The organism is Streptomyces sp. NBC_00859 (assembly GCF_045161865.1).
Classification (GTDB): Bacteria; Actinomycetota; Actinomycetes; order Streptomycetales; family Streptomycetaceae; genus Streptomyces.
Genome location: NZ_CP108826.1, coordinates 120,584 through 145,279, shown reverse-complemented (window position 1 = coordinate 145,279; position 24,696 = coordinate 120,584). Strand labels below are relative to the sequence as shown.

The following is a 24,696-nucleotide window of genomic DNA, read 5'->3' as shown; positions in this document are numbered from 1 at the left end:
AGCCTGTGCCCTATACGCACCAGTCCATGGACGCACTGCGCGAGGTGGGTGACGAGCTCGCGGACGCGACGGTCGCCACCCTCTTCGAACGGGGAGAGGCGGGCAAGTTCAACACGCTCATGCGCTGGTTCTCCCAGGCCGGCCAGGATCTGCCTCCCGGGCTTCCGGACGTAGCCCGCGACTACCTGCAGGCAACCAGCGCGCCCCCCTCATGGGTGGACTGGGGTGAGATGGAAAAGGCCCGGCTCTTCTTCATCGACAACAACGTGCACATCTCCACCGCGCTGTCCTTCGCGGCGATGCCCGCCTGTTACGTCGTCCCCCACATCGCAAAGCTCCTCAGCGCCACCCACTCCCTGGCCTATCCGTCCCGGCGGATGGCCGAGACCGGCCAGTTCACCGTGTACCTCATGCGCCCCGACGCCTTCGAGGCCGGCAGCCGTTTCATTCCGGCCGCGCAGAAGGTCCGCCTGCTCCATGCCTCCATCCGTCACCACCTGCGCCGCGAGGACCGCTGGGACGTGGCAGCACTGGGCGTGCCGATCTGCCTGGAGGACATGATCGGCGGTCAGATGATGTTCTCCATCCAGGTGCTGGATGCCCTGCACCGGCTCGGCATCCACATGTCCGGCGACGGCGCACAGTCCTACTACTACGCCTGGCGGGTGGTCGGCGCGATGCTCGGAATCGACCTCGCGCACATGCCGGCCGACCTGGACAGTGCACGCCAGTTCTCCGACCTGTACATGACCCGGCACATGGGCCCATCCGAGGAGGGCGTGAAACTGACACGCCAGCTGATCGACCTCTACGAAGAAGTCGTACCGGGGACCGTGTTCGACCCCGTGGTCTCCGCCCTGATCCGCTACCTCATCGGTGACACGTCCGCCGACTGGCTCGGAGTGCCCCGCTCGGCCTGGGACTCCGCCATCCAGGCCGCTCCCGTCCTGCTGGGCATCCTCGAACGCCTGGAGGACAGATCACCGTTGGCCGCATGGGCCCTGGACCGGCTCGGGGGCCTGACCACCAACCTGGAACTCAGCTCCCTCACCCGTGGCCGCGTCATGCAGTACGCCATCCCGGAGCAGCTCAAGGGTGAGTACGGCGTCACCTCCACCGCGGCCCGCACCGACCGGTGGAACCCTCCTCCGCTCTCGGGCCAGGACTGATCCGCCGGCGGTACGCACTGACCATCGCCACCGCCACCGCACGCGAGACCGGCGCCCGCCTGCCAGCTGGCCCGGCACTCGCCTGCCTCTGGTGCGCGCGTGCGTGAGCCTGGGCGGCAACCGCCGTCGATACCGCGCCCGCAGGTTCCCACCGGCGCCGGTCGGAACCTGCGGCGATCGAGCGACGCACATCGCCGACATCATGCTCGGGGTGACCTGGATGCTGTCCGCCTGGCCGCGCTGAGTGTTGTGCGGCTCGCCCCTGATCACGTTCGGCGGGGGCGACCCGCCCCGGCCCTGGACCGTGGTTGACCTCGGCGCAGCGGTCGCGGTCGTACTGATGGCCTGCGGACAACGCGAGGCCCGTCTGCCCCCAGTGCGCCACGCCATCATCGTCTGCGGCTGGGACCGCAACCTGCGGGATGTCCCGCGCATCACGCTTGTAAAGAAGTCTTTCTAAAGATAGCTTTACATCATGACGTCCGACCAGGATCCACTCAGCTCTGTCCGCCTGACAGATCCGCGGGCGCTGCGTGCCTATGCGCACCCGACACGCATGGCACTCGTGGGGCTGCTGCGCAGAGACGGTCCGCAGACCGCCACGCAGGCCGCCGGCCTCATCGGGGAGAGCGTCGCCAGCTGCTCGTTCCATCTGCGTCAGCTCGCCAAGTACGGGCTCGTGGAGGAGGCCGGGGGCGGCCGCGGCCGGGAAAAGCCGTGGCGGGCGACCGCCATGTTCACCAGCTGGGACACACGTGCTGCCGATCCCGTGGTCGCCTCCGCCGCCCAGGGGCTTCAACTGGCTGTGGCCGAGCGGTACTTCGAACTCGCGGCACGATGGATCCAGGCGAACGCACAGGAGCCCGCCGAGTGGCAGGAGGCCGCCGGGTTCGGTGACTGCCAGCTGCGTCTGACGGCGGCGGAACTACTCGAGTTGAACAACCAGATCCAGAATCTGGTGCAGCCCTACCTGGAGGATCCCGGCGCCCGTCGTCGCAAGCGCGGTGCCCGGCCGGTCGCCCTCTTGCATCTGGCCTTCCCGAGCGACACCACGGACCAGGGTCCGGCGGCAGAGACCGGTTCGTGAGTACCTCCGGTTCTCGCGAACCGGTTGAGCGTGCGTCCGGTCTGCCGGCCCGGCTCAGGCGACGGGTCCCAGGACTGCTCCGGGAGAAGGCCTTCCGTCGTTACTGGACGGGGCAGGCCATATCCCTGTTCGGGGACCAACTTTCCTCGGTCGCGATCCCGCTGGTCGGGGTTACCGAGGTACACGCCGACGCCGCCCAGATGGGCTTTCTGTCGGCGGCGGCATGGCTGCCCAGTCTGTTCTTCTCCCTCCACGCGGGCGTGTGGGCGGACCGTCGGACCCACCGGCGCCGGGTCATGATCGCGGCGGATCTCGCGCGTGCTGGGCTGACTGCTACTGTTCCGCTCGCCTATGTCCTGCACTCACTGACACTCCTGCACCTTTACGCCGTGGCGTTCGCCACCGGTACCCTCGCGGTCCTCTTCGACGTCTGCGACCCCCCTCTGTTCAACTCTCTCGTCCCCGCGGGCCGGTATGTCGAAGGCAACGCCCTGACCCATGGCAACAGAGCGATGTCCCAGGTGGCCGGGCCGGGCGTCGGAGGCCTTCTGGTGCAGGTGTTCTCCGCACCGATGGTTCTCCTGGGCGATGCGCTCTCCTTTGTCGGCTCGGCTCTGTTTCTCTCGCGCATCAACCCGGTTGAGCCGCAGGCAGAGCGCAAGGCCCGCGGGCAGCTCATGGACGGAGGGCGCTTCATCGCCCGCTCTCCGGTGGTGCGGGCTGCGTTGGGGGCTACGGCTACGGTAAATCTGTTCACTTCTATGTTCTCTGCTCTGTTCGTCTTGTATGCCACGAGGGTCCTGCATGTGAGCCCCGGTCTGCTGGGCGTGGTGCTGAGTGTGGGAGCCGTCGGCGGGCTGCTGGGCGCAGGGTGTGCCGGGCGCATCGTCAGGTGGATCGGTCTGGGCCGCATGTTCCTTGTGGGCTGTATCGCCTTCCCCGCTCCGTTGCTGCTGATTCCTGCGGCGCACGGTCCTGCCTCGCTGGTTGCCGGGTTTCTCGGCGCGGCCGAATTCGGTTCCGGAGTGGGTGTGATGTGGCTCGATGTGGCCGTTGCGTCGATTCTCGCCGCCGGTGTGCCCGACAGCTTGCGCTCGCGCGTTCTGGGCGCTTATCGGGCCGTTAATTTCGGTGTGCGGCCGCTGGGTTCCCTGGCCGGTGGCGCACTCGCGGGTGTCATCGGGCTGCGCCCGACTCTGTGGGTTGGCGCTGTCGGCGCCCTCATGGCGTTCCTGTGGCTGCTGCCTGCGCCCGTGCCCGGCCTGCGCGGTCCGCCGGTTTCCGGGGGCAGTGCTCCTGCCGGATGATCGAGACCCGCTGCACGGCGGGGAGAGGCAGTTGTCGGTGCAGATGCGCTGAGGGGGGGGCGTCCCTGGCGGGCTTGGCGGAAGCAGTCGTGCCCGGGGTGTGCGCTGCTTCGGTGTACGGGTGGTGGATTGGCCTGAGGGTGGTCACCGGGCGGCAGTACGCGTAGGGCCAGGGCGGGCGGGGGCAAGGGGGCCCGGAGTGCCGGGGTATGAGCGGGCTGCCCTGCCCCCGCCGCGTTGAGTCAGTGTGCGGGAGCGGTGGCCGGCTTCGGGAGTGTGCAGCCGGTGGCCGAGAGGTTGAGCTTGTTACCCGTGGTGAAGCAGGCGGGGATGCCGTAGGTTTCCTGCGCGTACCCGGTGCCCTTGCGGATGGTGACGGCTCCTTGCTCGTTCACCTCGCAGGGGTTGTCGAGGGTGCAGCTTTCGCCGCTCTCGTTGATGGTGTTGTTGATCGCTGTGATCCGGCCGGTCGATGTGTCGATGACCGGCGAGCCCGATGTGCCTCCGATGACTTGGCACTGCGGGGTGTAGCGGACGGCGTCCTTCCAGGTCCACTGGTCCTCTTTGAGACGGTAGGCGAACCCATCGACGGAGCAGGAGTAGACCCGCTTCCAGTAGCCGGAGACCACGTTGATGGCGTGCCCCTGTACCGGGTGGGTCGCCGACAGCGTCAGCGGTGCGATTCCCGTGGACTGCTGTATCTGGGCGTAGGTCTTGGTCAGTTGGTAGAGCGTGACGTCGGTGTCGGTCATCGTCGCGTAGGCGACCTTGTTCGCTTTGAGGGTTCCGGCCGTACCGGCTGAGGCGTTGAGCAGTGTGAAACTGCGGGTGGAGGACTGGTTGGTGATGACCTGGCCCGCGCTCGGGAAGCCCGTTTCGAGGCAGTGGCCGTTCGTCATTACCAGGCCCGGGTCTGACGCCTGCGAGTTCGGCATTCGGACCAGGGAGCCTGAACAGTTGCTCAGGGCCACGGTGCCGGCGAAGGAGGCGGCTGCCACCGGGACGGGCGTGCCGGCGGGAGTCAGGGCGGCTGTCGCAGCTGCCGGGGCCGCCGTGTCCGGGCGGGCGGGTGCGGCGGCTGCGGTGCCGGTCGTGCCTGCCAGGGCGGCGGCACCGAGGACCACGGAGATAAGGGTGGCGAGGAGAGGCTTGCGCATGGTGAGGGTCGGTCCTCTCGGTTCGGCCCGGCAGCCCGGTGGCCCCCGGACGGCGAAGGGTGACCGCATTGTCGGCGTACAGCCAACGTCCCCGCTACCCCGCCACTCCGTCCTGGCTCTTTCTGCCCCCTTGACACCCCTCACAAGACTCTGCCCCGTGGTGGGCGCATCCGTTACGGCCCGGTATCCGTTACGTGTTCGCCAGCCGCACACCCGCGTATGTCTTCAACGCCGAGGGGCGTTCGCAGGCGGCTGCACATGCGTGGTGATCCGGGCGTACCCGCCTGGTTGTCCGGGCTTCAGCCGGGCGGCGTGGGCGTTCAGTGCCCGCCGTCCCCGCGCGGCGTGCGGATCGCGGGGGAGGAGGGCGGCCCTGTGCGTGTCGGGCCGCGGGGCTCAGAGGGCCACGGCGGCTTGCCGGTCCGGACGGCCACCGGGCCGATGGACGCGGCGCCCCGCAGTAATTGCCGACGGCGCAGAACAGGCCGCAAATTCACCGGGAACGCCCGTCGTCCGGCGCTTGCGTGAGTGATCGTTGGCGGTGGGGTGTACCGGTCCGCGCCGGCTGGAGGGTCTCCTCGTCCAGCGGGTGGGCCGTGTCGGCTCCGTCTCCCGGTGGCCGCGGGCCCGTGTCGCCACACTCCGGCCTCCCGCGCCAACTCCCGGTTGCCGCAGGTCCCTACCAGTACATACATGACAGGGGTGCCGGTGTGCCGCGGCAGCGGCGGCTCAGCCCGCGGTATGTGTGGGCTGAGCCGGCCCGGCTGGGGTGTGTTTACTCTCGGCCTCGCACCCTGCTGCTGTCTCGAGGAGCTGGGGCGGTGTCAGATGAAGAATCGGCGGACGAAGGCGAGGATTGCCTGAAGAGTCGGTTGCACGGATGCCAGGCTCGGGGGCGCGGCGTAGGCGGACACGGTTGATGTGGTGGTCAGGATTACGGCGCAGGTTCCCAGGGTCACGGCTGCACGCTTGATTTGTCGCATATCGGGTCAAACGAACAGGAATCTACTTGGTTCGCCGTATGCTGGTGGATTCACCGGAATGGCCCGGCTGCTCGGAATCCGGGCCGCTGCGGTGACGGGGGCCAAATTGTCTCGGTGGCGGGGCTTCCTGGCCAAGGAGTGCTGTCGCCCGTTGTCGCGGACGGCAGTGCGGACCCGGCGATGGCGTTCCTGGCTGCCTGCCGCACGCCAATACCTGGTTCGTGCTCAACGGGCGGAAACGCTGTGCGGAAGCCGGGGCTCTCGCCCTGGAGACATCCGCCCTGACGCACCCACAGGTGCAGCCCTGCCGCGTCGGCCCAGCGTGGCCCGCTGGGTGCTCCATCAACTCACCTGCACAGGCATGCTCAGTACGTCCGCCACGATCGCTGCCCCTGACAGAAGCCTTGGTCGCCCAGCTGCGATGCAGAAGCTCCGTCCCCGTCCCCTCCGGCTTCACGGTTCCTGCAGGTGGTGCTGTACTGCTGTGACGTAGTGATCAAGAGTTGGTGGATCTCGGCTGCGCCCCATGAGGGGCCCTTCCATGGGCCGCCGAACACCTGAATCGGGAAGCTTGTGACGTGACATCTGTCAGGCCCTCTCAGCCTCCGAACCTGATATGTCCGCTGGGTCACGAGGTGAGCTGTCACAAATCGAGGAGCTGGACGGTTCTGTCTCCGGACCCCGCACCGTGGACCAGTACCTCGAGGAGTTACTCATGAAGACCCTGATCCTGTGCACTTCCGTGTCCCACGGCAACACCAAAAGGATCGCCGAGGCGATGGCCCCCATCCTGGGGTCCCGCATTGTCCCCCCGGAGGACATCGCTCCCGAGGAGCTGGCCGACTACGACCTGGTCGGCTTCGGGTCGGGAATCTTCACGCGGTCCTTCCATCCCGCGCTCCGAGGCTTCATCGAGGGGCTAGCGCAGGAGCGGGGCCCGCTGCGGAGGCGTTCGTTCGTCTTCGCCACCAGCGGCTTCGCAGACGCGGGACCCCATCGCTTCTTCCGGCCTCTGGTCGAGGCGCTGGACCAGAAGGGCTTCGAGACGGTCGCTACTTTTTCCTGCCGGGGCCGGGATACCTTCCTGCCCTTCAAGCCGTTCGGCGGAATCCGCAAGGCGCACCCTGACGCCGGCGATCTGGAGCGGGCGCAGGAGTTCGCCCAGCGGCTGCGCGAACCGGCCGGCGGCCAATGAAATGAGCTGAGACTCGATGCCGGGATGATGGCAAACCGGCAAATGGAGGAGGTGGAGGTCGCCCCCTGGCTGCGGACGAGCGCTCGGGGGCGCTCCTCAGAGGTTGCCAAAGCCCGGGATCGGGCGGCATCGGTCGCATGATACGGGCGACTGAGCTTCGTCAAGCAGTGGGTACACCGCCTCGAACCGGAACTTCCCGCGTTCGTCGAGGTCGCTCGGGGCAGGGTGCGGTTGTTCTTGTCGGAGCACAAGGGAGACGCCAGTGCCGACACGTTGGTCTACCTCCGCATTCGGGATGTCGAGGCTGTCGCCTCCGAGTTCGGTGTGCAGGCGAAGGATGCTCCGTGGGCGCGCGAGGTCGAGCTGCGAGACCCGGACGGCAACCGGCTTCGGATCGGCACGTCGGCGGAGTGACACTCGCCGGCAGTGCGCGGCAGGGAAGCCGTGCAGGGGGCGAGCGAGTACGCGTCCGCGAGATCGATGATGATGAGGGGCAGCGCCTGCTGCGGAGTACCTGCCGGGGGAGCGGCCAGTGGTGACGTGGCGGCGGGTCCGTAAAGCATGTCGTTCTGACGTGTGAAAGCCTGGAAGGCCTCCCGCACTCCGAGTACGCCTCCAGGGAAGTCCGGCCGAGCACCTCTACGGGATCGCCGTCGGCGACGCCACCCCTGACCACGGGGGACCCGAAGTCGTCCTGCGCCTGGACGAGTTCGGCCCCTGGAGTCCAGCCGTGCCCCCGGAGGCGGTGGGCCTGCGCGCCTGCAGATGTGCGGCGCCCCATGCGACGGCCCACTGTGAGGCGCGTGACGCGGCTCGACCGCCCGCCGTTGATCCGATCCGGCTCAGCCTGGTCCGGAGCCCCCGCAACCGCTACGCTCCCGAGCCTGTGAGTACCGAACTGATCGTCGCGTCCCTGTCGGGTGCTGTTGCACTCGGCAGTGCCTGGTTCACGGCCCGGTCCGGCCGCCGACAGGCTCTGCTCGCCCACGAGTTGGAGAGCCGGACCGCGCAGCAGGACCTGATGGGCCGCCACCGCGATCCGCTCCTGTGGGCTGCCTACGACCTGCAGTCCCGCCTCTACAACATCGTGGACCGTGGGTTCCTGCAGATGTACCTCCGTGACGGCTCCAGTCGTGAACGCGCATACGCCCGGCGCAGCACGCTCCATGTGCTGGGCGAGTACCTGGGCCGGGTGGAGATCCTTCGCCGCGGCGTCCAGTTCCTCGATCTCGGGGACAGCACGGTCAACCGGCGGATCGTGGGGCACTTCACGGCGATCAGTAACGTGCTGAACAACGACGGAGGCGGCAACACGCGCTTCCTCGACGGGCACTTCGTTATCTTCCGCAGCGATCAGCGGGCGATCGGTGAGCTGATGCTGACTGCGGACGGTACATCCTGTCTGGGGTATGTGGAGTTTTGCCGACGGCTCGACGAGGACCCGGAGTTCGCCGAGTGGTTCGGACCCTTGAGCGACAGCCTCGAGGCAGTGGCGCGGGCGCAGGGAGTGCCGTACCGGCTGATCGCGCTGCAGCATGCCCTTATGAACCTGATCGATCTGCTCGATCCGCGCGCGGAGCGCTTCCCCGATCACCGTCGCTCACGGCTCGGCCGCCCGTCGGAGAGATGACGGGCGGCCGAGCCCGTACGAAGGTGCGGCTCCGCGGACCTGTGCCGCCTTGTGCTGCGCGCCCCAGGGCAGCATGCCGGCGATCCTGTATGCAGAGCTCGCCTTCTTCCCGGACCTTGCGGTGGTCGCCCATGTTCATGCCGCCACCCGCTCCAGCCCGGGTGGCCGTGACGGCAGCGGCCCTGCGGCGTCAGTTGCCGTTGATGCCCAGCGAGGTGACCACGGTGCAGGTGCGGGTGGTGGTGTCCTTGACGGGGTTGGTGTCGACGGGGGTGCTGGCGCTGCGAGTCGCGGTGACGCTGCAGGGCAGTCCCAGGGTGAGCAGGCCGACGGGGACAGTGAAGGCGCGAGTGGTGCCGGCGGCCTGGCGCCAGGGCCCCGGCGCTGCAGGTGACGTGGCCGCTCTTGGCGGCGCAGGAACTGGTCATGGCTGCCGTCGGGGGCGGGAGGGTGGCAGTAACGGTGGCGGATGTCAGGGCCGAGGAGCCGTTGTTGGTGAGCGTGACGGTGTAGTTGATGTGGCCGTTGAGCAGGCGGGGGACGCCGGTGGCCGCCAGGGCCACACCCAGGTCGGCCGCAGAGGAGCGCAGGGGAACCCCGGCCGGGTGGCTGCCGAGTGGCGGTCCGACGGCCGCAAGCCGTCGCACAGAATTGAGGTGAGACGGGAAACACCTTCCGCGGGGGTGGGAAGGCAACCGATACTGTGGGGAGCGCAAGGCCCCTCCGGATGCCTCGACTTGCCACGCACCCGGTGTCAACACGAGCACGGAAAGGATACCGGTGGGTAACACTGCTTTCGGTAACCGTACGCGGCAGCCGGCCGTTCGACGGCCCCGGCCCATCTCACGCGACGCGGAGAACCTGGCAGGAGTGCCGGACCCCCGCAGCATCGGACCGATGATGGGATCGATACAGGCGCTCGCCGGCAACCGGGCCGCGTCCGCCGTCGTCCAGCGTCTCGCGGAGAACAACGAGGCGAAGACGTCCGGTGAGGAGACGGGCAAGCCGAAGGCGAAGGTGTCCCGCAGCGGGCTGAACATCCGGGAGAGGATCGCCAGTGCGCTGGAGCGGGCCAACAAGCACCTCGACGTCCTCGACACCCTGGTCCTGCGTGGTCTGGTCCCGGGCAACGCGGAGGTGAACTGGCGGGCGTCCCAGACCTCCGACACGCGCCTGTCGGAGCAGGCCGGTGTGTCCTCCGCCGTGGCCGGCGCCGAGATGGGCGTCACCGACGGGGTCACGGCGGTCAACAACGTCATCGACGCACGCAAGGCGTACAAGGAGTCCAAGGAGAACCCGGCGGGTCCCTCCTCCCACGCCCCACGCAAGAAGTTCCCGTCCAAGACGCTCGACGCGATCCAGAACCTGGCGACGTACGGTTCCGACGTCATCGGCGTCGCCAAGAACTCCCTGCACGCGGAGGGCGTCGTCACGGCAGCCAGCGTCGCTGAGGCCGGGGGCGGGATGATCGGCGCCGTAGCGGGCGTCAAGAGTGTCCGTGCGGCGCGTCGATTCGGGCTGACGACGCGCAAGTACCAGGCCGTCAAGAAGATTGACGTGCCCGCGACGGTGGGCGACCCCGAGCTCACTCGGCTCCGCGAGGCGGAGACGGAGAGCCACTGGGCGCTCGCGCATGCCTACGTCGCGTTGGAGCGCGCCCACGAGGGCGAGGAGGACGGCCTCGCGGATCGGCTGGGAGCCGCCCTGGACCGTGCCAGTGACGCCTTCTCGACCATCGAGAAGGCCGCCGGGGACGTCAAGGGTGCGCAGGACACCAACGTCCTCAACACCACCCGGGACTACGCCCTGGCAAAGCAGCGCAACAAGCTCTGGAAGCAGGGGGTCGGAGCGGTCGGAGACGGCGTGAGGTCCGCCGGCGGCGCGGTGACGATCGCAGCGGCCGCCTCGGGGGCGCTGGCGAGCAACCCGGTCGGCTGGGGCCTGGCCGCAACAGCGGCAGGGCTGCTGCTCTCGGTCACCGCGTACAAGGCCGGGCGCGCGGGCAAGAAGCGCTACGACGGCGCCCGCCACCCCGACCGCTGGGCCCCGTCCACGGAGGAGGGTGGACCGGCCGCATCCGAGCCCGCTTCCCGCCCGGACGCGCTCAAGGAAGCGCTGAAGTTCTGGAAGAAGGTCGAGCACAGCAAGCGCGATGCCATGGCGCGCACCCTCTACGGCCTCGCCGCGGGCCCCGAGGTCCCGGCAGGTCAGAAGACTTCGCCCGCGTTGCGTGCCTCGGCCCGCGAACTGCTCGTCGCGCTGAAGGCAGGCCCCGCGGATGTGCGGATGACGGCGGAGAAATGGGAGCAGTCCCTGAATGACCCGGCCGATGCCGAGAAGTGGCAGAAGGAGATCGCCAACCAGCTCGCGTCGAGCTGAGGACGTGCAGGGCACGCCGTCGCGCAGTCCGCGACGGCGTGGGCCCCGCGGGCACCTGCCGCAAAGTGGGACCAGGCCTGCTGTTCGGTCCTGCCCTGGCCCGGCTCTCACCGCCAACTGGAGGACGGCACCGCAACGTTGGCGCTCGGCGGCGACACCAGGCGTAGAGCTGCGCGGAACTCTGGCGCCCGCGATGAGTCGAATCGGGCACGCGAAGGTCAAGCCGGGCGGGGCCACCGCCGTCAGCCGTAACGGTACGGCTGAGGTTCTCCTCGACCGGGTCGCCCGGCGCCGGGCGACCCGATACGGATAGCCGGGCCGATCAAGGCCCCGGTGGGCCGGCTGATAGGTCTGGCTCTGCGCCAGCGACGTTCGTGGCGAGCGGCGTTGCGGAGTACACGAGCGGCAGGGCTCCCAGCGGTCATGGCGGGTGTATGAAGGAGTTCATCCGTCGCGAGCCCCACATTGCATCCGATGGACAGCCGTAAGTGTCCCGGAGGAGCGGAAGGGCGGCTGCTGACCTGACTCCCGTAGCGCCACGGAGCGCATACCGAGCGCCGGAAAGGCGACGTCGGCGTTGCCTCGCTCATGGACCGCCCCGTGCCGTGTGAGAACTCCATCGAGAGTCGCAGCGGGGGCACGGGACGAAAGGTTCGACCCCGTACGGCTGGCGCGCGGACGACGACGCCTGCTGCGGGATTTGAGTGGGGCGGCCTGGTCAGGTTGCTGCTGTAAGCCGTGTTCTTGCGTCCGGTAGGGTCGTGGCCATGGGGGAGACGAAGGCTCGGCCGTGCACCTTGTGCGATAAGTCGTTCACGCGACGCTCCAGGTGGCGTCCGAAGCGCTACTGCAAGCGATGGCATCAGTTCGCTTACTACTTCGTGATATTCCTGGGCGCCTTGTTCTCCTGATCATTCGAGTGCCGATGCTGTGGTCCGGCCCTGAGTGCGCCGGGCGGCGGAGCGATGCCGGGCGCCGACCTGCCGGATCGACAGCACCAAGAAGCGGAAGCCGCGCACCTCGACGGTCGTGCGCCGTGACGGCCGCGAGCCGCTCGGACTAGGCCCCGATCGGCGTGATGGTGACCGATCGCGGCGTGGCATGGTTGCCCGGGTCGCCGACGGAGGCGTCTCGCTCAGGTCGGCGGCATCCTCGTCACCGTTGTTCTCAAACTGGGCGAAGCTGGCCGTGCAGGAACGTCCCGGCGGTCTTCACCGCTTGTGCCAGGACGCGAGGCGCAGTTGCCGGGCGTAGACCGCTGACCATCTGCGCCCGGCCGGAAAGCCCGGGAGACACAGAGAGTTCTGCTCATGCAGGAATTGACGCTCCATTAGTTGAGCGGACGGCGCGTCGCTGAGGCGCTGCACGACATCGGCGGGAGGACTTTCAGCTCCGATCGCACTCGATGCGTTACGGCTTTGCGTCCCAGGGCGGGCTTGAGGAAATGTGTGACGGGCTCCTCGACCACGCCGCGGCCCGCACCATGGCCGGCTCTGAGCCGGCGAGTCGTCGCGTGCGGTACTACGGACCCGCGGCGGAGTGCTCTCTGGGAGCGCTGAGCATCGGCTCAGGGTCCTTGCACTGTGCCCGCCCGGGTCGGCCTGGTGCCGCGAGACGCGGCACCAGGCCACGTGACCTCATCGGATGCTCATAGTGCAGGGACCCCTCAGGGGGCGTTTTGCCCGCCGTTCAATCGGCGGTTGCCGTCATCCGCTCGTCGTAGCCGGTGTTGGGGTCGACCACGCGTCCGGCTGCCCACCAGTTCTCGCGCGCGGTCTCCAGGATGCGGAGGACAACGTCCTCGCGGGGCACCCCGGCGATCTGCAGCAGGTGCTTCACCATCGACTCGAACAGAGCGTTCTTTGTCTCGGCCGTGCGGTTGTTGAACGACAGGGTGATGCCCATCAGCCGCTCCGAGCGAGGGAGGCCGAATACGACGTCGTCGTGGAACACGGAGCCCTCCGGGAACTCGTGGAAGTAATGAAACCGATCATCGTCAGGGATGACGAGCGTCTCGACCATCGCCGCATGGATCGCGTCAGAGATGGCTTTGCGCTGATCGCGAGTGGTCACGCCCTGGTGCAGGTAGATGTCAACGAGCGGCATGGTGTTCCTCCTGTTGGTGAAAGTGGTGTGTTGGCCGGGTCCGGATACGGTTAGGCGCCGGGCACGGGGACGCGGAAGCACGTCGTCACGGCGCAGGTGGCGAGGTACTGGCCGATCAGGGAAATGAGGACGACGGCCCCCGTCTCGCCGTACTCCGACAGGAAGTCGCCGTACAGGTCATCCGGTATGTCGTGATCCTGGACGAGTGCGAGCGCCACGGCGTGGGCCAACCGAGCAGTTCGGTCGAGGCCCGCGGGCGTGCGCGCGGCAACAAGGTCATCGATCGCATCGTCACTCAAGCCGGCGCCACGCGCGGCCGCGCTGTGGGCGTACAGGACGTACTCCGCCCGCCACTGCGCGGCCACGGTGAGGATCGCGACCTCGCGCGCTGCCGGGTGCAGGTCGGCCGCCGAGATTGCCTCTGCCCAGTCGAGTTGCCGTTCGGCGATGTCCGGCGCCCGCAGCAGGGCGTTGAACGGCCCGACGAACCGGCCGTCGTCGAGAGCAGTGCGATAGCCGGCCTGCCGTCCGCGAGCGACGCGGGTGAGCGTCAACCGATCGCTGATCTTCACCTGTTCCGCGTCGAGTTCCGCCCGCGCCAGGAGCCGGAGGCGGCCGCCCGCGGAGTGCTCGTCGTTCTTCGGCGTATTCGATGCCATGAACCCGAGGCTATGGCCGCCCGTGACATGCGACCAGCGCAAGTTTCGCATCCCCACTATGCTCTCCAAGCATGGATCTGCCGTTGTCGACCCTCCAGACCATCCGCACCGTGGCCGAGTGCCGCAGCTTCACAGCGGCCGCGACCGGACTCGGGTACACGCAGTCGGCGGTGTCCCGCCAGATCGCGGCTGCGGAGCGCGACCTCGGCGTGGCGCTGTTCGAGCGCGTGCCACGAGGAGTGCAACTCACCCGCGCGGGCGGTCTCGTTCTGCGCCAGGTCGTGATCGCCCTGGACGCACTCGAACAGGCGGAGAGGATGCTCGCCGGCAAGCCCCGGCAGGTGCGACGTGTTCGGGTGGGCGTTGTCTCCGTGGCCGGGGCGGCGCTCCTCCCACGATCGATCGCCGCCCTGCGCCAGCTGGAGCCCGACCTTGAGATCTCCACCCGCGAGGGCGCCACGCCTGCGCTCGTCCGCGGGGTGCGTGCTGGGACGCTGGACGTCGCACTGATCACCGGCCGTCCACCGTTCCGTTCGCCCGACCAGGAGCATCCGCCTCTGGAACAGCACACGGTCACCGAGACTGCGCTCGCGCTCGCGGTGCCATCGGCCAGTCGGCACGCGGGGCCGGAGCCGGTGACCTTGGAGTCGCTCGAGGGCGAGTCGTGGATCGCGAGCCGGTCGAGCGAGGGCGAGCCTCTGCTCGGTGTCTGGCCGGGCCTGCCCGGACGGCCGGTGGTGCAGCACTGGACCCGCGACTGGGCAGCGAAGCTCGGACTTGTCGCCCAAGGCGCCGGGATCACGACGGTGCCGGCGGAGTTTCTGCCGGCTGTTCCGCCCGGGGTGACCATCACCCAGATCCACGGGGTACCCGCCGAGATCCGCCGCGTGATGCTCGCGCACGCACGCGACCTCGACCAGGCCGTGGTCGCTCTGCTCGTCCGGGCTATGCGCGAGGCCGCCGCCACCTTGGTCACGGAGCACCGCGAGTGGGCCTGACCAGCAGCGTCGAGATCGGTTCCGGTTGAGTATCCGGATTCACCGCTGACCGGGTCGCACCGGTACGGCCGAGGTCACGTCCTGTTCGATCGCGAGGATCTTGCCTTCGTCACCCCAGTCGACCTGGGTCGGGGCCCCTGGCACATGTCTGAGCCGTCGGTGGGCAGGCCGAGTGGTCGTGCGCTTCGCAGGCTCTGAGTGCCTGGTCGGGGTGCTGGTTGAAGGCATGCAAGGTCTGCTGGTAGGCGCTGCCCTGGTGGTGACGGCCGGACCAGAATGGAATATTCGGTTTCCTGCCCGCCCATGAGGTCACAAGATGGAGCGCATGACTTTGGCCACCCCCATACTGCACACCGCTCGCCTGCGGCTGCGCCCCGTCACCGACGCCGACGCGGATCCCTTGTTCGCGCTGCACAGCAGCACTTATGTGATGCGCTACTGGGACTCCCCGCCGTGGAACGAACGGGCCCGCGCCGAGCGCTTCATCGCGATGTGCCGGAAGATGGCGGACGAAAACACGGGGGCACGGGTGGCCATCGACCGTGCTTCCGACGGGGCCTTCGTCGGCTGGTGCGGTCTGACCGGATGGAACCCGGACTACCGCAGCGCGTCGTTGGGCTACGTCCTCGACGAAGCAATGTGGGGCCACGGCTACGCGACGGAGGCCGCACACGCCTTGCTGCAGTGGGCATTCGACACAGTGGACCTGAATCGAGTTCAGGCGGAGACCGATACGCGCAACGTGGCATCTGCACGGGTCCTGGAGAAGATCGGATTCATCCGTGAAGGGACGTTGCGGGAAGACTGCATCGTGAACGGCGAGGTATCCGACTCGTGGGTGTTCGGGTTGATCAGGCGAGAGTGGCGGCCGGGTGCCGCGCCGATTCCAGCCCATGAAGAGCGGCTTTAATTCTGCTTCTGGTAGACACCGCCTCCGGGGAAAGCTTGCCTGATATGCATGTCGGCCCACCTGCTCGGGCCGCTGTGATCACCCACCCGCTACATGGATCGTGCTCAGTTGCGAGCCCTGGGCGGTCCGTCGGCAGCCTTGGTCGGCGGTGACGAGCAGGGGCACGCCGTCGGGTGGGAGGTTGGATCGCGTTGGTGGCTCCCGTCAATGTATTCGGGGGCTGAGATATTGGTGGAACTGCCTCTGCGGGATGCTTCCAGTCGATGGCCGTTGCACCGCCGGGTAGTCACTTCATCCTCGATCACAGGATCCACAAGCCGAGGGCGACGACCGCAATTCCGACGAGGCAGAAGACCACCATCGTGCCCCCGGCGTAGCCGTCGATGGTCATCCGGTGCGGCTTGGCCGGATCGTAGAAGACTGTGACCGGCGTGCCGGGCTGAAATCTGGTTGACCGTCCAGTCCCGAACGAGGACCTGGCCTCCTCCAGCCGGCCCTCGCCGGTCCGGTACTGCACGACTGGGTGGTAGGACGTTCCATCCTGGTTGGAGCTCTTGGCCAGTCGGATGACAGTGCCGGATGTCCGCACTCCATGGCGTTGCAACCATCGCCTCTTGTACAGGCTCCCGGCGCCCGCGCCGCAGAATACCGAGCCGAATGCCATGACAGATACCGCCGCCGCTACTGGCCCCATGAACTCTCATCCCCTCTGTGCTGCGCACCGCACATGTTGCGCGTGGCAGTCTCGTGGCCTCACCACGTACAGACGCGGCAGGGGAGTCAACGGTTTCCGTGCGCCGCACGGCCACTTCTGGAAGCCATGGACGCAGTGATGATCCTCTTCACGCCGGACAACAAGTCCGTCAGCAGAGGCCGGGCTCAGACTTCGTGCAAGTCGCCGCTCGGCGACATTGCCTGAGGCCTCTGGGATGAAGGACGGCTCGATGCCCATCGCAGCGACGCCCTCACGCACGGAACGGCCGAATCGCGCGGTCTCCACCACGAGAACATCCCAAGCAACGGGCGACGTCCAGAAGTCGGGCGCGAAGTCGGAGCCGATCCGTCAGCCTCCGTCGGAGCCCGCGATGCGGATCAGACCCGCAACCGATTGCATCGAGTCGAACTCGAAACCCTCCTGGCCAGCGACCGGGCTCTGGAGCCAGAGCGCCAGGTGGTACGCGAGCTCGGCCACGGCAAACGCCTCCTCGGACCACACCGCCCTCCCCTCTTCCCAGATGGACAGCTCTGCCTCGATGTCGAGGAGAAGCACCTCCAGGGGCCCCGTCTGTGGCGAGACCGCGCCGCGGCAGATCCGACAGTCCAAAGTTCCGGCAGACGAACCGCACCGCTCAGCCTGCATGAAGTCCGAGGCCCACTGACCTCCAGACCATCCAAATGCGGACATCCGTACCAAGTCATGCCGGACACCCTGCTTGGCGCACCATTTGCGGGACAGCCCTTTAATCGGGCGAAGGTGCGTTCGACCACCTATCGGGTCTTGCCCCAGGCCGGAGCCGTGCGGGGTGTCGCGACGGGCGATCTTGGGTGTGATCCCATGCGCCCGGACGAGACGACTGTATTTGTCGAAGTCGTAGCCGCGGTCGGCGAACAGCCGCCGGGCTCGGTGGCGTGGCCGGCCGAGCAAGCCACGAACGCGGGGGATGGCATCAATGAGCGGCACCAGCTGGGTGACATCGTGCCGGTTGCCTTCGGTCAGTGACACCGCGAGCGCTGTGCTGTGCTGGTCGACGACGCCGTGATGCTTGCTGCCGGGGCGGCCTGGTCGACCGGAGACGGTCCGGTGTGAGTTCCTCCTTTGAGGGCGCGGACGTGCGAGCCGTCGATGGCACAGTCGTCCATCTCCGGCCGACCGGTCGGCGGGTTCCAGCGACCCTCCTCGCGGGCCTTGTCCGTAGCGAGGAAGGCTTCCGGACTGCCGGCACGGACCTCGGTGGGGGAGCCTAATTTGGTCCCGCAGACCACGTTCGCGTCCTTGCGGAAGGTGGCAGTGCAGCGGCCGTTCCAGCCGTTCGCGGGAGTCGAGCTCGCGCAAGTGGGCCGGCGGTTCCGTCTCGCTCATTCGCTGCTCATCCTGCCGCCCGGCGGAGCGCAGCAGAGGGGCGGCGGTGGGGAAGTAAGTGCAGGTCCGAGAGTGGAGGCCTGATTCGGATGAGACACCGATCCCTGGGCCACGCCGGGTAATGGCCCCACAGGGCAGTCACCCCTCGCGACAGTTGAGGCCACCTTCGGGAGTACTGAACTTGCCTTTGAGTCCACTCGAAGGTGTTGGCTGGTGGGAGTGACACCGTGACGTGCTGATCGTACGGATGACAAGTTTCCTTGAGGAGCACACATCATGACGCAGAAGATCTGGTTCATCACCGGCGCCTCACGCGGCTTCGGCAGGGAGTGGGCCGTCGCCGCCCTCGAACGCGGCGATTCGGTGGCCGCGACCGCGCGCGACCTCTCCACGCTGGGTGACCTTCGCGAGAAGTACGGAGAACGGCTGTTGCCCCTGCGTCTCGACGTGACGGACCGTGACGCCGACTTCGCCGCCGTGCAGCAGGCGCACGAGCGTTTCGGGCGTCTCGACGTGGTGGTCAACAACGCCGGTTACGGCCACTTCGGCATGGTCGAGGAACTCACCGAGGCCGAGGCACGCGCGCAACTGGAGACCAACCTGTTCGGCGCCCTGTGGATCACGCAGGCGGCGCTGCCGTTCCTGCGTGAGCAGGGCAGCGGCCACATTCTCCAGGTCTCCTCCATCGGAGGCATCAGCGCCTTCCCGCTGGTCGGGATCTACCACGCGTCGAAGTGGGCGCTCGAAGGCATGAGCCAGGCGCTGGCTCAGGAAGTGGCGCCGTTCGGCATCAAGGTCACTCTGATCGAGCCCGGTGGGTTCGCGACCGACTGGGCGGGTTCCTCGTCAAGCACGTCCGAGCCGTTGCCCGCGTATGCCGACTTCCACAAGCAGGTGCAGGAGCAGCGTCGCAAGCGCGTCGGCACGCCGGGCGATCCGACCGCGTCCGCCGCGGCCGTGCTGGAGATCGTCGACGCCGACGAGCCGCCGCTGCGCTGCTTCTTCGGTTCGGCGCCGCTGGGCATGGCCAAGGCCGATTACGAGCAGCGTCTCGCGGTGTGGGAGAAGTGGCAGCCCGTGGCGGAGCTGGCGCAGGGCTGAGCGGGGCGGGAGACCCGGCGCACGGAGCGGCAGCCGTACGCGGAGACAAGCCTGTACGCGAAGAAGAGGGTCCGACCGGAGCGAATCCGGTCGGACCCTCTCAGGGGTGGCACTGTGTGATCAGGAGCAGTGGTCCTGATGGTCGTCGGCAGCAGGCGGCGGGCAGCCGGCGGGAGCGCGCCAGAGTGTGGTCGTCCGGTTCATCGTTGGGCCGCCGCTGCCGCGTGTGGTTCCCGCCTCGTACTGGTGGGCGCGGCAGGCTTGAGCCCGGTGGGCGGCTGCACCAGCGGCGCGTCGGGGAGCCATCGAGCATCGCCACGTGCACATTGACCGGGACGACAACCCGCACCGAGTAGCTCCCTGCCCCCAGCGGATGGTCTGCCCGGCAGCCGGCGCGTGACGGACCGAGCCGTCGGCGACCTCGACCGGGTGCTCGGCGGCAAGGCTGGGTTCATCTCCGACCAGGGTTGGGTCGGTGTTGCTGTTACTGAGCGCGGAGTTGGCCCGTCCGGCTCGCTGCCGCACCACATCCGAAGTCTCCGACCCCGTTCCATCGGGGAAGTCAATGGCCCCGATGGCCGCGAAACCCGCTGAGCCAGTCGGCGGGCTACGGGGCCACCGTGCGGAAGAGCGTCAGGAGGGCCTGGGCCGGCGGGGCCTCTCCGTCGAAGAACTGCGTGACCAGCGCGGGTGGCACGGCCGTTCCGTGCATGCGGACCTCGTGGCACCTGAAGCAGAATGCCGCCTCGAACAACGCCAGGTCGAGGGATTCCTCGTACGCCCGGATGGCCCAGCCTGGTGCGAAGCCGCAGCGGTGCTGTTCGCTGCCGGTCAGGGTCTCTATCAAGGCCAAGGCGCCGGCGGCCTCGTTCCCGACCCAGTGGGCGATTACTGCGCCGGGGTACGGGGCGCCCTGCTCGGTCGGGAGGGCGGAGATCCTTACGACCTCGATCAGTGCGGTGGCGGCAACGGCTTCGGCAGGTATCTGCATGTGCGAAGTCTGCCTGCCGGCCACGCAGCGGCCCATACTCATTTCCCGACGGGCCACCGCAGCGCGCGAGCGTCGCTGGAGTCGGCCGAACAAGTTCTGACCAGCAAGGGCGCGTTCCGGTATCTACCGAGGCAACTCGCTCCCTCGACGTCCGGCACTACCGCGACCGCACGGGCGTCGCTGGGCTCGCCCTGACCACCGGGGCTCCCGTTCCCGGGCTCCCGTTCCCCGGTGGCACACACGGGCACGGAGCGACTCCAGTCGGTCGGACAACACCGACCCCGCTGTCACCGCATCACCGCAACGTTTGGGGTACCAGTCGACTGCGCGGTGCCCCACGCCACGCTGCGCCCGGCTCAGGAGCGCCAGGCTGCCACCCCAGGTCTACGTGGAAGCACCCGACGAGACCCAGCCACCCAGAGCCGTCTTGAGCAGCAGGGCGTGGTGCAGTTCCTCAACCAGTCCACCGCCCAGTCGGGTTCGTCGACCAGAGCTGAACTCGGGCGGGACTCATTTAGAGATCGTGATCGAGCCGGAGCCGGAACCGGGTTAGAAAGGTCAGTATGGAACTCACTCAAATACGCCTGTTGGTGTCCGACTTCCCTACTGTCTACCGCTTCTACCGGGACGTACTCGGGCTCAGGCCGCAGTTCGAGGCTGAAAGCGGCCCGTACGCCAAGCTCAGCCCCGACACCGGACCTGCCGCGATCGCGTTGCAGGACCGGACTCAGATGGCCGGCATCCTGGGGAGGTTGGGGGCGGAGCCGGAGGGATACCGTGCGCTGGTGGTGCTGCGGGTGGAGGACCTGGACGCCGCCCACACCGAGTACATCTCGCGAGGGGCGGAATTCACCCGGGCCCCAGGGCCGATGGGTGACCGGATGCGGGTCGCCTACCTGGAGGACCCGGAGAGGAACCTGATCGAGCTTCAGGAGTGGCTGACACTGCGCGAGTAGGCTGGTAGCACGGCGGCGAAAAGCCGCTGCGGATGGCCCGTCCGTGACCGAGCCCCGCCGCGAAGCCCGGTCGGCCGACGCGGGGGCGCCGGGCCTCCGTGCTCGGCGAGCGGCCGCCGGCTCCTGTCTCGCAGCATGAAACCTGACTGTCACCTGTCTGTGTAGCAGTTCCGAATCACCATGCGTGTCATGGGTAGTAGGGGGTGTGGGTGATGGCGGAGCACTTGAGGTACCGGGCGCCGTCGGCAGTGGCCCAGGTGGAGTCGTTGGGGTTGCCGGGCCAGTCACCGCCGACAGCGGTGTTGACGATGAAGTGCATTCCCACGCCAGGAGCGGTGGCGTACCACTTGGTCCCGGTGAAGGCGCCGTCCACGGCGAAATCGATGTGGTCGGGGAACCAGGTAAACGAGTAGGTGTGGTATGCGTTGGTCCAGCCGTTGGGATTGTTCGGGGCCCACTGGCTTTGCGCGTTGTTGGCGTCGTGGGAGGTCTGGTAGACGGTGTTTGGGTTCTGCCCGACGATCTCCGCCGCGTCGAACTCCGGAAGCCACGGGTTGAGGTAGGCCGCCCAGACCGCAGGGAGCAGGCCCTGCCCATTGGGCATGTTGGCAGTGAAGCTGTAGGTGCCGTACCCGTACAGCGCCGCCGACTCCACGCGGCCGGAGTAGTACAGGCCGCCTCCGGCGTTGTACGTCTTGATGACCAGCGTCGAGCCCTCGTACCAGACACAATCCGGGGTGTAGGTTTCCAGCTCGTTGTTCGCCGTCCACCTTCCGCTGATCCTGTTCCACGAGTTGATGGTGATGGGGCTTCCCCAGGAAGCCGCATGCGCTGGCCCTGCCCCGACAATCACGGCGGGAGGGACAGCCAGGGCCGCGCCGAGTATGCGCCTGCGGCTCACAGGTTTCATCGGAGCTCCATTGCTCGGATGGACATGGGCTGTGGGACCGCTCCCACGGCCCTACTTGCCGCCAGACTGTAGGAGCCAGTTCACAACATGGCAATACGCGCGGTACGGATCGGAGCATGACTCTTGAAGTTGAACGCACAACTCATCGATGCCGTAAGGAAACCGTGATCCGCATGGTGTCCTAGATGGTCAGTTTGAGGAGTCGCATGCGCGGGGCCGCCGACCGCACGGAAAGGTCGACGCGGTCGAGCTCGTCCAGGTGCTCGAGGATCGTCTGATGGAGCCGGGCTCAGACTCCTGCCCTGGACCAGATAGCGAAGCGGCATTGCACAGTCGACTTCGATGCTCCGAAGCACGGAGGCAGGCCCGCCAGACGCATCCGCTGACCTGCACCTAAACGATCGCCGCGAACACCGCCTCGTCATCGACGTTCGCAACCCCACCACCTGCGGACGCACCTCACCGAAGTCGACAACGGCCGCGCTGTCTCCCATATCTCAACTCGCACGGTCCCGTCCCGACGACCACTCCCTTTCATCCAGGCGCTCCCCGGCGGAGCCGAGCAGCTGACCGGCGTTCGGTCCTGCCGGCCGGGAGCACAGGTGAGGGGAGCATCACCTGTGCTCCCGCCCCCGTGGGAGGTCTTCGAGGGCCAGCGCCGACTGGCTTACTGCGTTCCGGCTATCGATATACGCTCCGGATCTCCGACCTGTAGAGGGCATCTGGGCGCTGGTCGAATGCGATATCGGCAACCTCGCCGCCGTCGGCCTCAGCCGGTTCACACGTGTCGTAGAGCGTAAACTCACGAGTTTCCAGTACCGGCCCGGAAGTGATCGACGGGTGTCTGGCGGTCGCCATCCTGGGATTTGACCATGCGTGAGGCGGTCATCAGGAGCGTCGGGGTGGTAGGCGAATGGCCGGTCGGGACAGCGCAGGTATTCGAAGAGGTAGATGCCGCCCATATCGCCGAGCATGAGACCCGGTGGGCACTGGACTTGTGTGCGCTCCTCGTAGGGCGGGTCCCAGATCGTTCCGGTGGTGGGGGTGTCTTCGATGGTCAGCCAGGTCTGCCGGCTCTCGCCGTCGAACTCGGAGGAGTTGATGGTGAGGAGGTGGTCCATGTGCTGGTCGCAGTTCGGGCACGTGGGCCAGAACGGTTCCTGCGTCCAGGTCGGATAGCCGCCGACCTTGATTCCGTCGGACACGGAGAGGTGCGACCAGTAGGACCGCCGGTTTCCTCCTCCAGTCGCTCGAACCTGTCCTCAAGAGCTTCTGCGACGCCTTCGGGAAGATCCCAGTTCGGGTAGTCGGTGACGCGTTCCGGATGCAGGACGCACCGGTTGGGAAGGCAGGGGTTGTTGGCGTCGGCGGGGCGGCGAGGTACGGCTGCTTCGACGTCGCTCAGCAGACCGTTGCGCCAGAAGACCGTTGTGCCAGAAGACCTCGGGGCGAGGCTCGTAGCCATGCTCGTGATCAAAGGGACATCACAACACCTGCAGCACATTCATACCGGTCGGGAAGGGCAGCTCAGGCACGTCGGCGGCGAAGAGTTGGAGGACCGGCACCAGCGGGATCAACCCCGCTCGCGGCGGGGAGAAGACCGTGCGTGGATGGTTGTCTTCGCAATGTGGCCACAGTTGTGAGTGTGGCCACAGTACGGGCCCGCCGAGCGAGCTTTCCCATGCGCCTGGATTCCCGGCTACGCGGGTGCAGATGGACCGCATCACGACGATGAACGGACACCTCGGGGAACAGTACTTCGACGTCGAGAGGGCGTGGCGGAGTAGGGCGAGCCATCTGACGTGCTCCTCATGATGTTGGTATGGGTTGGGACATGACGGAGTCGGAGGGTTATTTCCGTGAGCTTGTCCCGGGTGTGGGTGCTTTTCGTGTTGCTGTGACTGGTGCGGAGGGTATGTTCAAGCTGAGTCAGGAGCAGGAGCCGCATATTCGGGCGCGTGTTCAGGAGTCGTTCGCGCAGCGTTCGTGTGGGCGGCATCGTGAGACCGCTGAGCTTATTGCCCGGTTGCCCTGACTGCGGGTTGCGGGTGCGGTCTGTGCGGTGGTGTGGCAAGTGGCGCGGGCGGTGGGTTTGTACTTGTTGCCGGGACCGCCGAAGCCGTCTCCCGGTTGGGTGGGGGACGGCTCGGTGGGGGTTCAGGCGCTCAGGGCGGTTATGTTTTCGGTGTGTTCGAGGATTTGGCCGGCGGCGCTGTCGAGTGTGACGAGTACCCATCGGTCGAAGTCGATGCCGGAGTGTTCGGCGGCTTGGTGCCATCGGTCGATCCGGTGTCCGGGGAGTGCGATCTGTCGTGGGGTTTCCGGCCGCGGGGTGGTGGCTGGTTCTCCTTCGTTAATTGCTTTGATGGCGTTTCTGAGTTGTTTCGTCGTCCATCGCTTTGCTTCTGCGTCGTCGAGCCACATTTCTTGTTTTTCGTAGGGGAGGGATGCTACTTCTGCGTGGTGCTGGAAGGTCAGGGCATCCCTGCGCCGGTGCATGTCGAATCTTCTGGATACCCATGCGTAGTTGCGTAGCGTCTGGTATTTCAGGCCGGCGGTTCGGATGCCCAGTTGGTAGCGGTCGGCGTAGTGGTCCTTGCCGTATACGAGCCAGTCGCCCAGCCACCAGGAGGATGAGTCGATCACTCCTGCCAGTTGTCCGCCCGCGCGTTGCCATGCGTCAAAGGTGAGGTTGGGGGCCATTTGGAGTCCCACTCGTGTGGTGAGCACGTCGCCGCGGCGTCCTTCGGCGCCCGGCTTCGGCTGTCCGTGTCCTGTCGTCCGTGGCAGTCCAGGGCCAACAGAGGGTGAAGGAAAGCTCGATGGGTTCATCAATTGCCTCCGCGCAGGGAATGGATCGCCGGGCGAACAGGAGACGCAAGAGCTGAGAGAAGAAGGCTTGTGAGTTATACGACTCTCTGACGTGTCAGCGACTGAGTTGGCTCCTCGTGCCGAAGGTCCCCGTTCCGAAGTGTGCGATCTCAGTGAAACCCGAACGGTGATTCTGCGGCAAGGGAGTCTTCGCCACGGTGCGCAACTTGCCCAGGTTGAAGGCGGAGGGTAGCTGGCTGGGCACTT

Annotated in this window: 20 protein-coding genes and 2 pseudogenes; 11 read left to right on the top strand and 11 right to left on the bottom strand. The window is 67.4% G+C overall.

The window, feature by feature from the left end; translation table 11 throughout:
- The first annotated feature begins 5 nt into the window (after nt 1-5).
- The 3 genes from OG584_RS00640 to OG584_RS00630 all read left to right on the top strand — a co-directional run bounded on the left by OG584_RS00640 (nt 6) and on the right by OG584_RS00630 (nt 3,563).
- Complete coding sequence (locus OG584_RS00640; RefSeq protein ID WP_405773847.1) at nt 6-1,169, top strand: oxygenase MpaB family protein; 1,164 nt, start codon at nt 6-8, stop codon at nt 1,167-1,169.
- Between the two features lie 475 nt (nt 1,170-1,644).
- A complete protein-coding gene (locus OG584_RS00635) occupies nt 1,645-2,256 on the top strand; it encodes a winged helix-turn-helix domain-containing protein (RefSeq protein WP_405773845.1) in 612 nt (203 codons plus the stop codon).
- Nucleotides 2,253-3,563, top strand: a complete 1,311-nt coding sequence (locus tag OG584_RS00630; protein ID WP_405773843.1) for an MFS transporter — start codon at nt 2,253-2,255, stop codon at nt 3,561-3,563. The genes OG584_RS00635 and OG584_RS00630 overlap by 4 nt, the downstream gene beginning before the upstream one ends.
- A gap of 242 nt (nt 3,564-3,805) precedes the next feature.
- On the opposite strand, the gene OG584_RS00625 is transcribed toward OG584_RS00630, so the two are convergent.
- Nucleotides 3,806-4,720 (bottom strand): serine protease, encoded by a 915-nt coding sequence (locus OG584_RS00625; protein ID WP_405773841.1) that lies wholly within the window; start codon nt 4,718-4,720, stop codon nt 3,806-3,808.
- A gap of 1,698 nt (nt 4,721-6,418) precedes the next feature.
- On the opposite strand from OG584_RS00625, the gene OG584_RS00620 reads away from it, so the two are divergent.
- From OG584_RS00620 to OG584_RS00610, 3 genes and pseudogenes are all read left to right on the top strand, one after another.
- On the top strand, nt 6,419-6,898 hold the full coding sequence (locus tag OG584_RS00620) for a flavodoxin family protein (protein WP_405773839.1): 480 nt from the start codon (nt 6,419-6,421) through the stop codon (nt 6,896-6,898).
- A gap of 69 nt (nt 6,899-6,967) precedes the next feature.
- Nucleotides 6,968-7,312, top strand: a pseudogene (locus tag OG584_RS00615) (glyoxalase superfamily protein).
- Nucleotides 7,313-7,784: 472 nt separating this feature from the next.
- Nucleotides 7,785-8,528: a hypothetical protein gene (locus OG584_RS00610; protein ID WP_405773837.1), complete on the top strand. Its 744-nt coding sequence runs from the start codon at nt 7,785-7,787 to the stop codon at nt 8,526-8,528.
- Here the strand turns inward: OG584_RS00610 and OG584_RS00605 are convergent.
- Nucleotides 8,489-9,370: a hypothetical protein gene (locus OG584_RS00605; protein WP_405783805.1), complete on the bottom strand. Its 882-nt coding sequence runs from the start codon at nt 9,368-9,370 to the stop codon at nt 8,489-8,491. The two genes, OG584_RS00610 and OG584_RS00605, sit on opposite strands and share 40 nt — an antisense overlap.
- Nucleotides 9,371-9,425: 55 nt before the next feature.
- Between OG584_RS00605 and OG584_RS00600 the strand changes: the two genes are divergently transcribed.
- The gene (locus OG584_RS00600) at nt 9,426-10,907 is read left to right on the top strand and encodes a hypothetical protein (protein ID WP_405773835.1); all 1,482 of its coding nucleotides are present in this window, start codon (nt 9,426-9,428) and stop codon (nt 10,905-10,907) included.
- 1,689 nt (nt 10,908-12,596) lie between these two features.
- Here the strand turns inward: OG584_RS00600 and OG584_RS00595 are convergent.
- A complete protein-coding gene (locus OG584_RS00595) occupies nt 12,597-13,013 on the bottom strand; it encodes a tautomerase family protein (protein WP_405773833.1) in 417 nt (138 codons plus the stop codon).
- 50 nt (nt 13,014-13,063) lie between these two features.
- On the bottom strand, nt 13,064-13,672 hold the full coding sequence (locus OG584_RS00590; RefSeq protein WP_405773831.1) for a carboxymuconolactone decarboxylase family protein: 609 nt from the start codon (nt 13,670-13,672) through the stop codon (nt 13,064-13,066).
- Nucleotides 13,673-13,743: 71 nt separating this feature from the next.
- On the opposite strand from OG584_RS00590, the gene OG584_RS00585 reads away from it, so the two are divergent.
- Nucleotides 13,744-14,670 (top strand): LysR family transcriptional regulator, encoded by a 927-nt coding sequence (locus OG584_RS00585; RefSeq protein WP_405773829.1) that lies wholly within the window; start codon nt 13,744-13,746, stop codon nt 14,668-14,670.
- Between the two features lie 325 nt (nt 14,671-14,995).
- On the top strand, nt 14,996-15,580 hold the full coding sequence (locus tag OG584_RS00580) for a GNAT family N-acetyltransferase (RefSeq protein ID WP_405783803.1): 585 nt from the start codon (nt 14,996-14,998) through the stop codon (nt 15,578-15,580).
- A 301-nt stretch (nt 15,581-15,881) separates the two neighbouring features.
- On the opposite strand, the gene OG584_RS00575 is transcribed toward OG584_RS00580, so the two are convergent.
- From OG584_RS00575 to OG584_RS00565, 3 genes and pseudogenes are all read right to left on the bottom strand, one after another.
- On the bottom strand, nt 15,882-16,274 hold the full coding sequence (locus OG584_RS00575) for a DUF3592 domain-containing protein (RefSeq protein ID WP_405773828.1): 393 nt from the start codon (nt 16,272-16,274) through the stop codon (nt 15,882-15,884).
- 369 nt (nt 16,275-16,643) lie between these two features.
- Nucleotides 16,644-16,850 (bottom strand): hypothetical protein, encoded by a 207-nt coding sequence (locus OG584_RS00570; protein ID WP_405784433.1) that lies wholly within the window; start codon nt 16,848-16,850, stop codon nt 16,644-16,646.
- A 191-nt stretch (nt 16,851-17,041) separates the two neighbouring features.
- Nucleotides 17,042-17,437 (bottom strand): annotated as a pseudogene (locus OG584_RS00565) (transposase); the annotation flags it as partial.
- Between the two features lie 499 nt (nt 17,438-17,936).
- Between OG584_RS00565 and OG584_RS00560 the strand changes: the two are divergent.
- Nucleotides 17,937-18,761, top strand: coding sequence for an SDR family oxidoreductase (locus OG584_RS00560; protein WP_405773826.1), 825 nt, complete (start codon nt 17,937-17,939; stop codon nt 18,759-18,761).
- 607 nt (nt 18,762-19,368) lie between these two features.
- Here the strand turns inward: OG584_RS00560 and OG584_RS00555 are convergent.
- Nucleotides 19,369-19,752, bottom strand: coding sequence for a hypothetical protein (locus tag OG584_RS00555; RefSeq protein ID WP_405773824.1), 384 nt, complete (start codon nt 19,750-19,752; stop codon nt 19,369-19,371).
- A 563-nt stretch (nt 19,753-20,315) separates the two neighbouring features.
- On the opposite strand from OG584_RS00555, the gene OG584_RS00550 reads away from it, so the two are divergent.
- On the top strand, nt 20,316-20,708 hold the full coding sequence (locus tag OG584_RS00550; protein WP_405773822.1) for a VOC family protein: 393 nt from the start codon (nt 20,316-20,318) through the stop codon (nt 20,706-20,708).
- A gap of 187 nt (nt 20,709-20,895) precedes the next feature.
- On the opposite strand, the gene OG584_RS00545 is transcribed toward OG584_RS00550, so the two are convergent.
- The 3 genes from OG584_RS00545 to OG584_RS00535 form a co-directional block, all read right to left on the bottom strand.
- On the bottom strand, nt 20,896-21,618 hold the full coding sequence (locus OG584_RS00545) for a family 16 glycosylhydrolase (protein ID WP_405773821.1): 723 nt from the start codon (nt 21,616-21,618) through the stop codon (nt 20,896-20,898).
- Nucleotides 21,619-22,232: 614 nt separating this feature from the next.
- The gene (locus OG584_RS00540; protein ID WP_405773819.1) at nt 22,233-22,823 is read right to left on the bottom strand and encodes a hypothetical protein; all 591 of its coding nucleotides are present in this window, start codon (nt 22,821-22,823) and stop codon (nt 22,233-22,235) included.
- Nucleotides 22,824-23,775: 952 nt separating this feature from the next.
- Nucleotides 23,776-24,321 carry an LmbU family transcriptional regulator gene (locus OG584_RS00535; protein WP_405773817.1) on the bottom strand — a complete coding sequence of 182 codons (546 nt, stop codon included), beginning with the start codon at nt 24,319-24,321 and terminating at the stop codon, nt 23,776-23,778.
- Between the last annotated feature and the right edge of the window lie 375 nt (nt 24,322-24,696).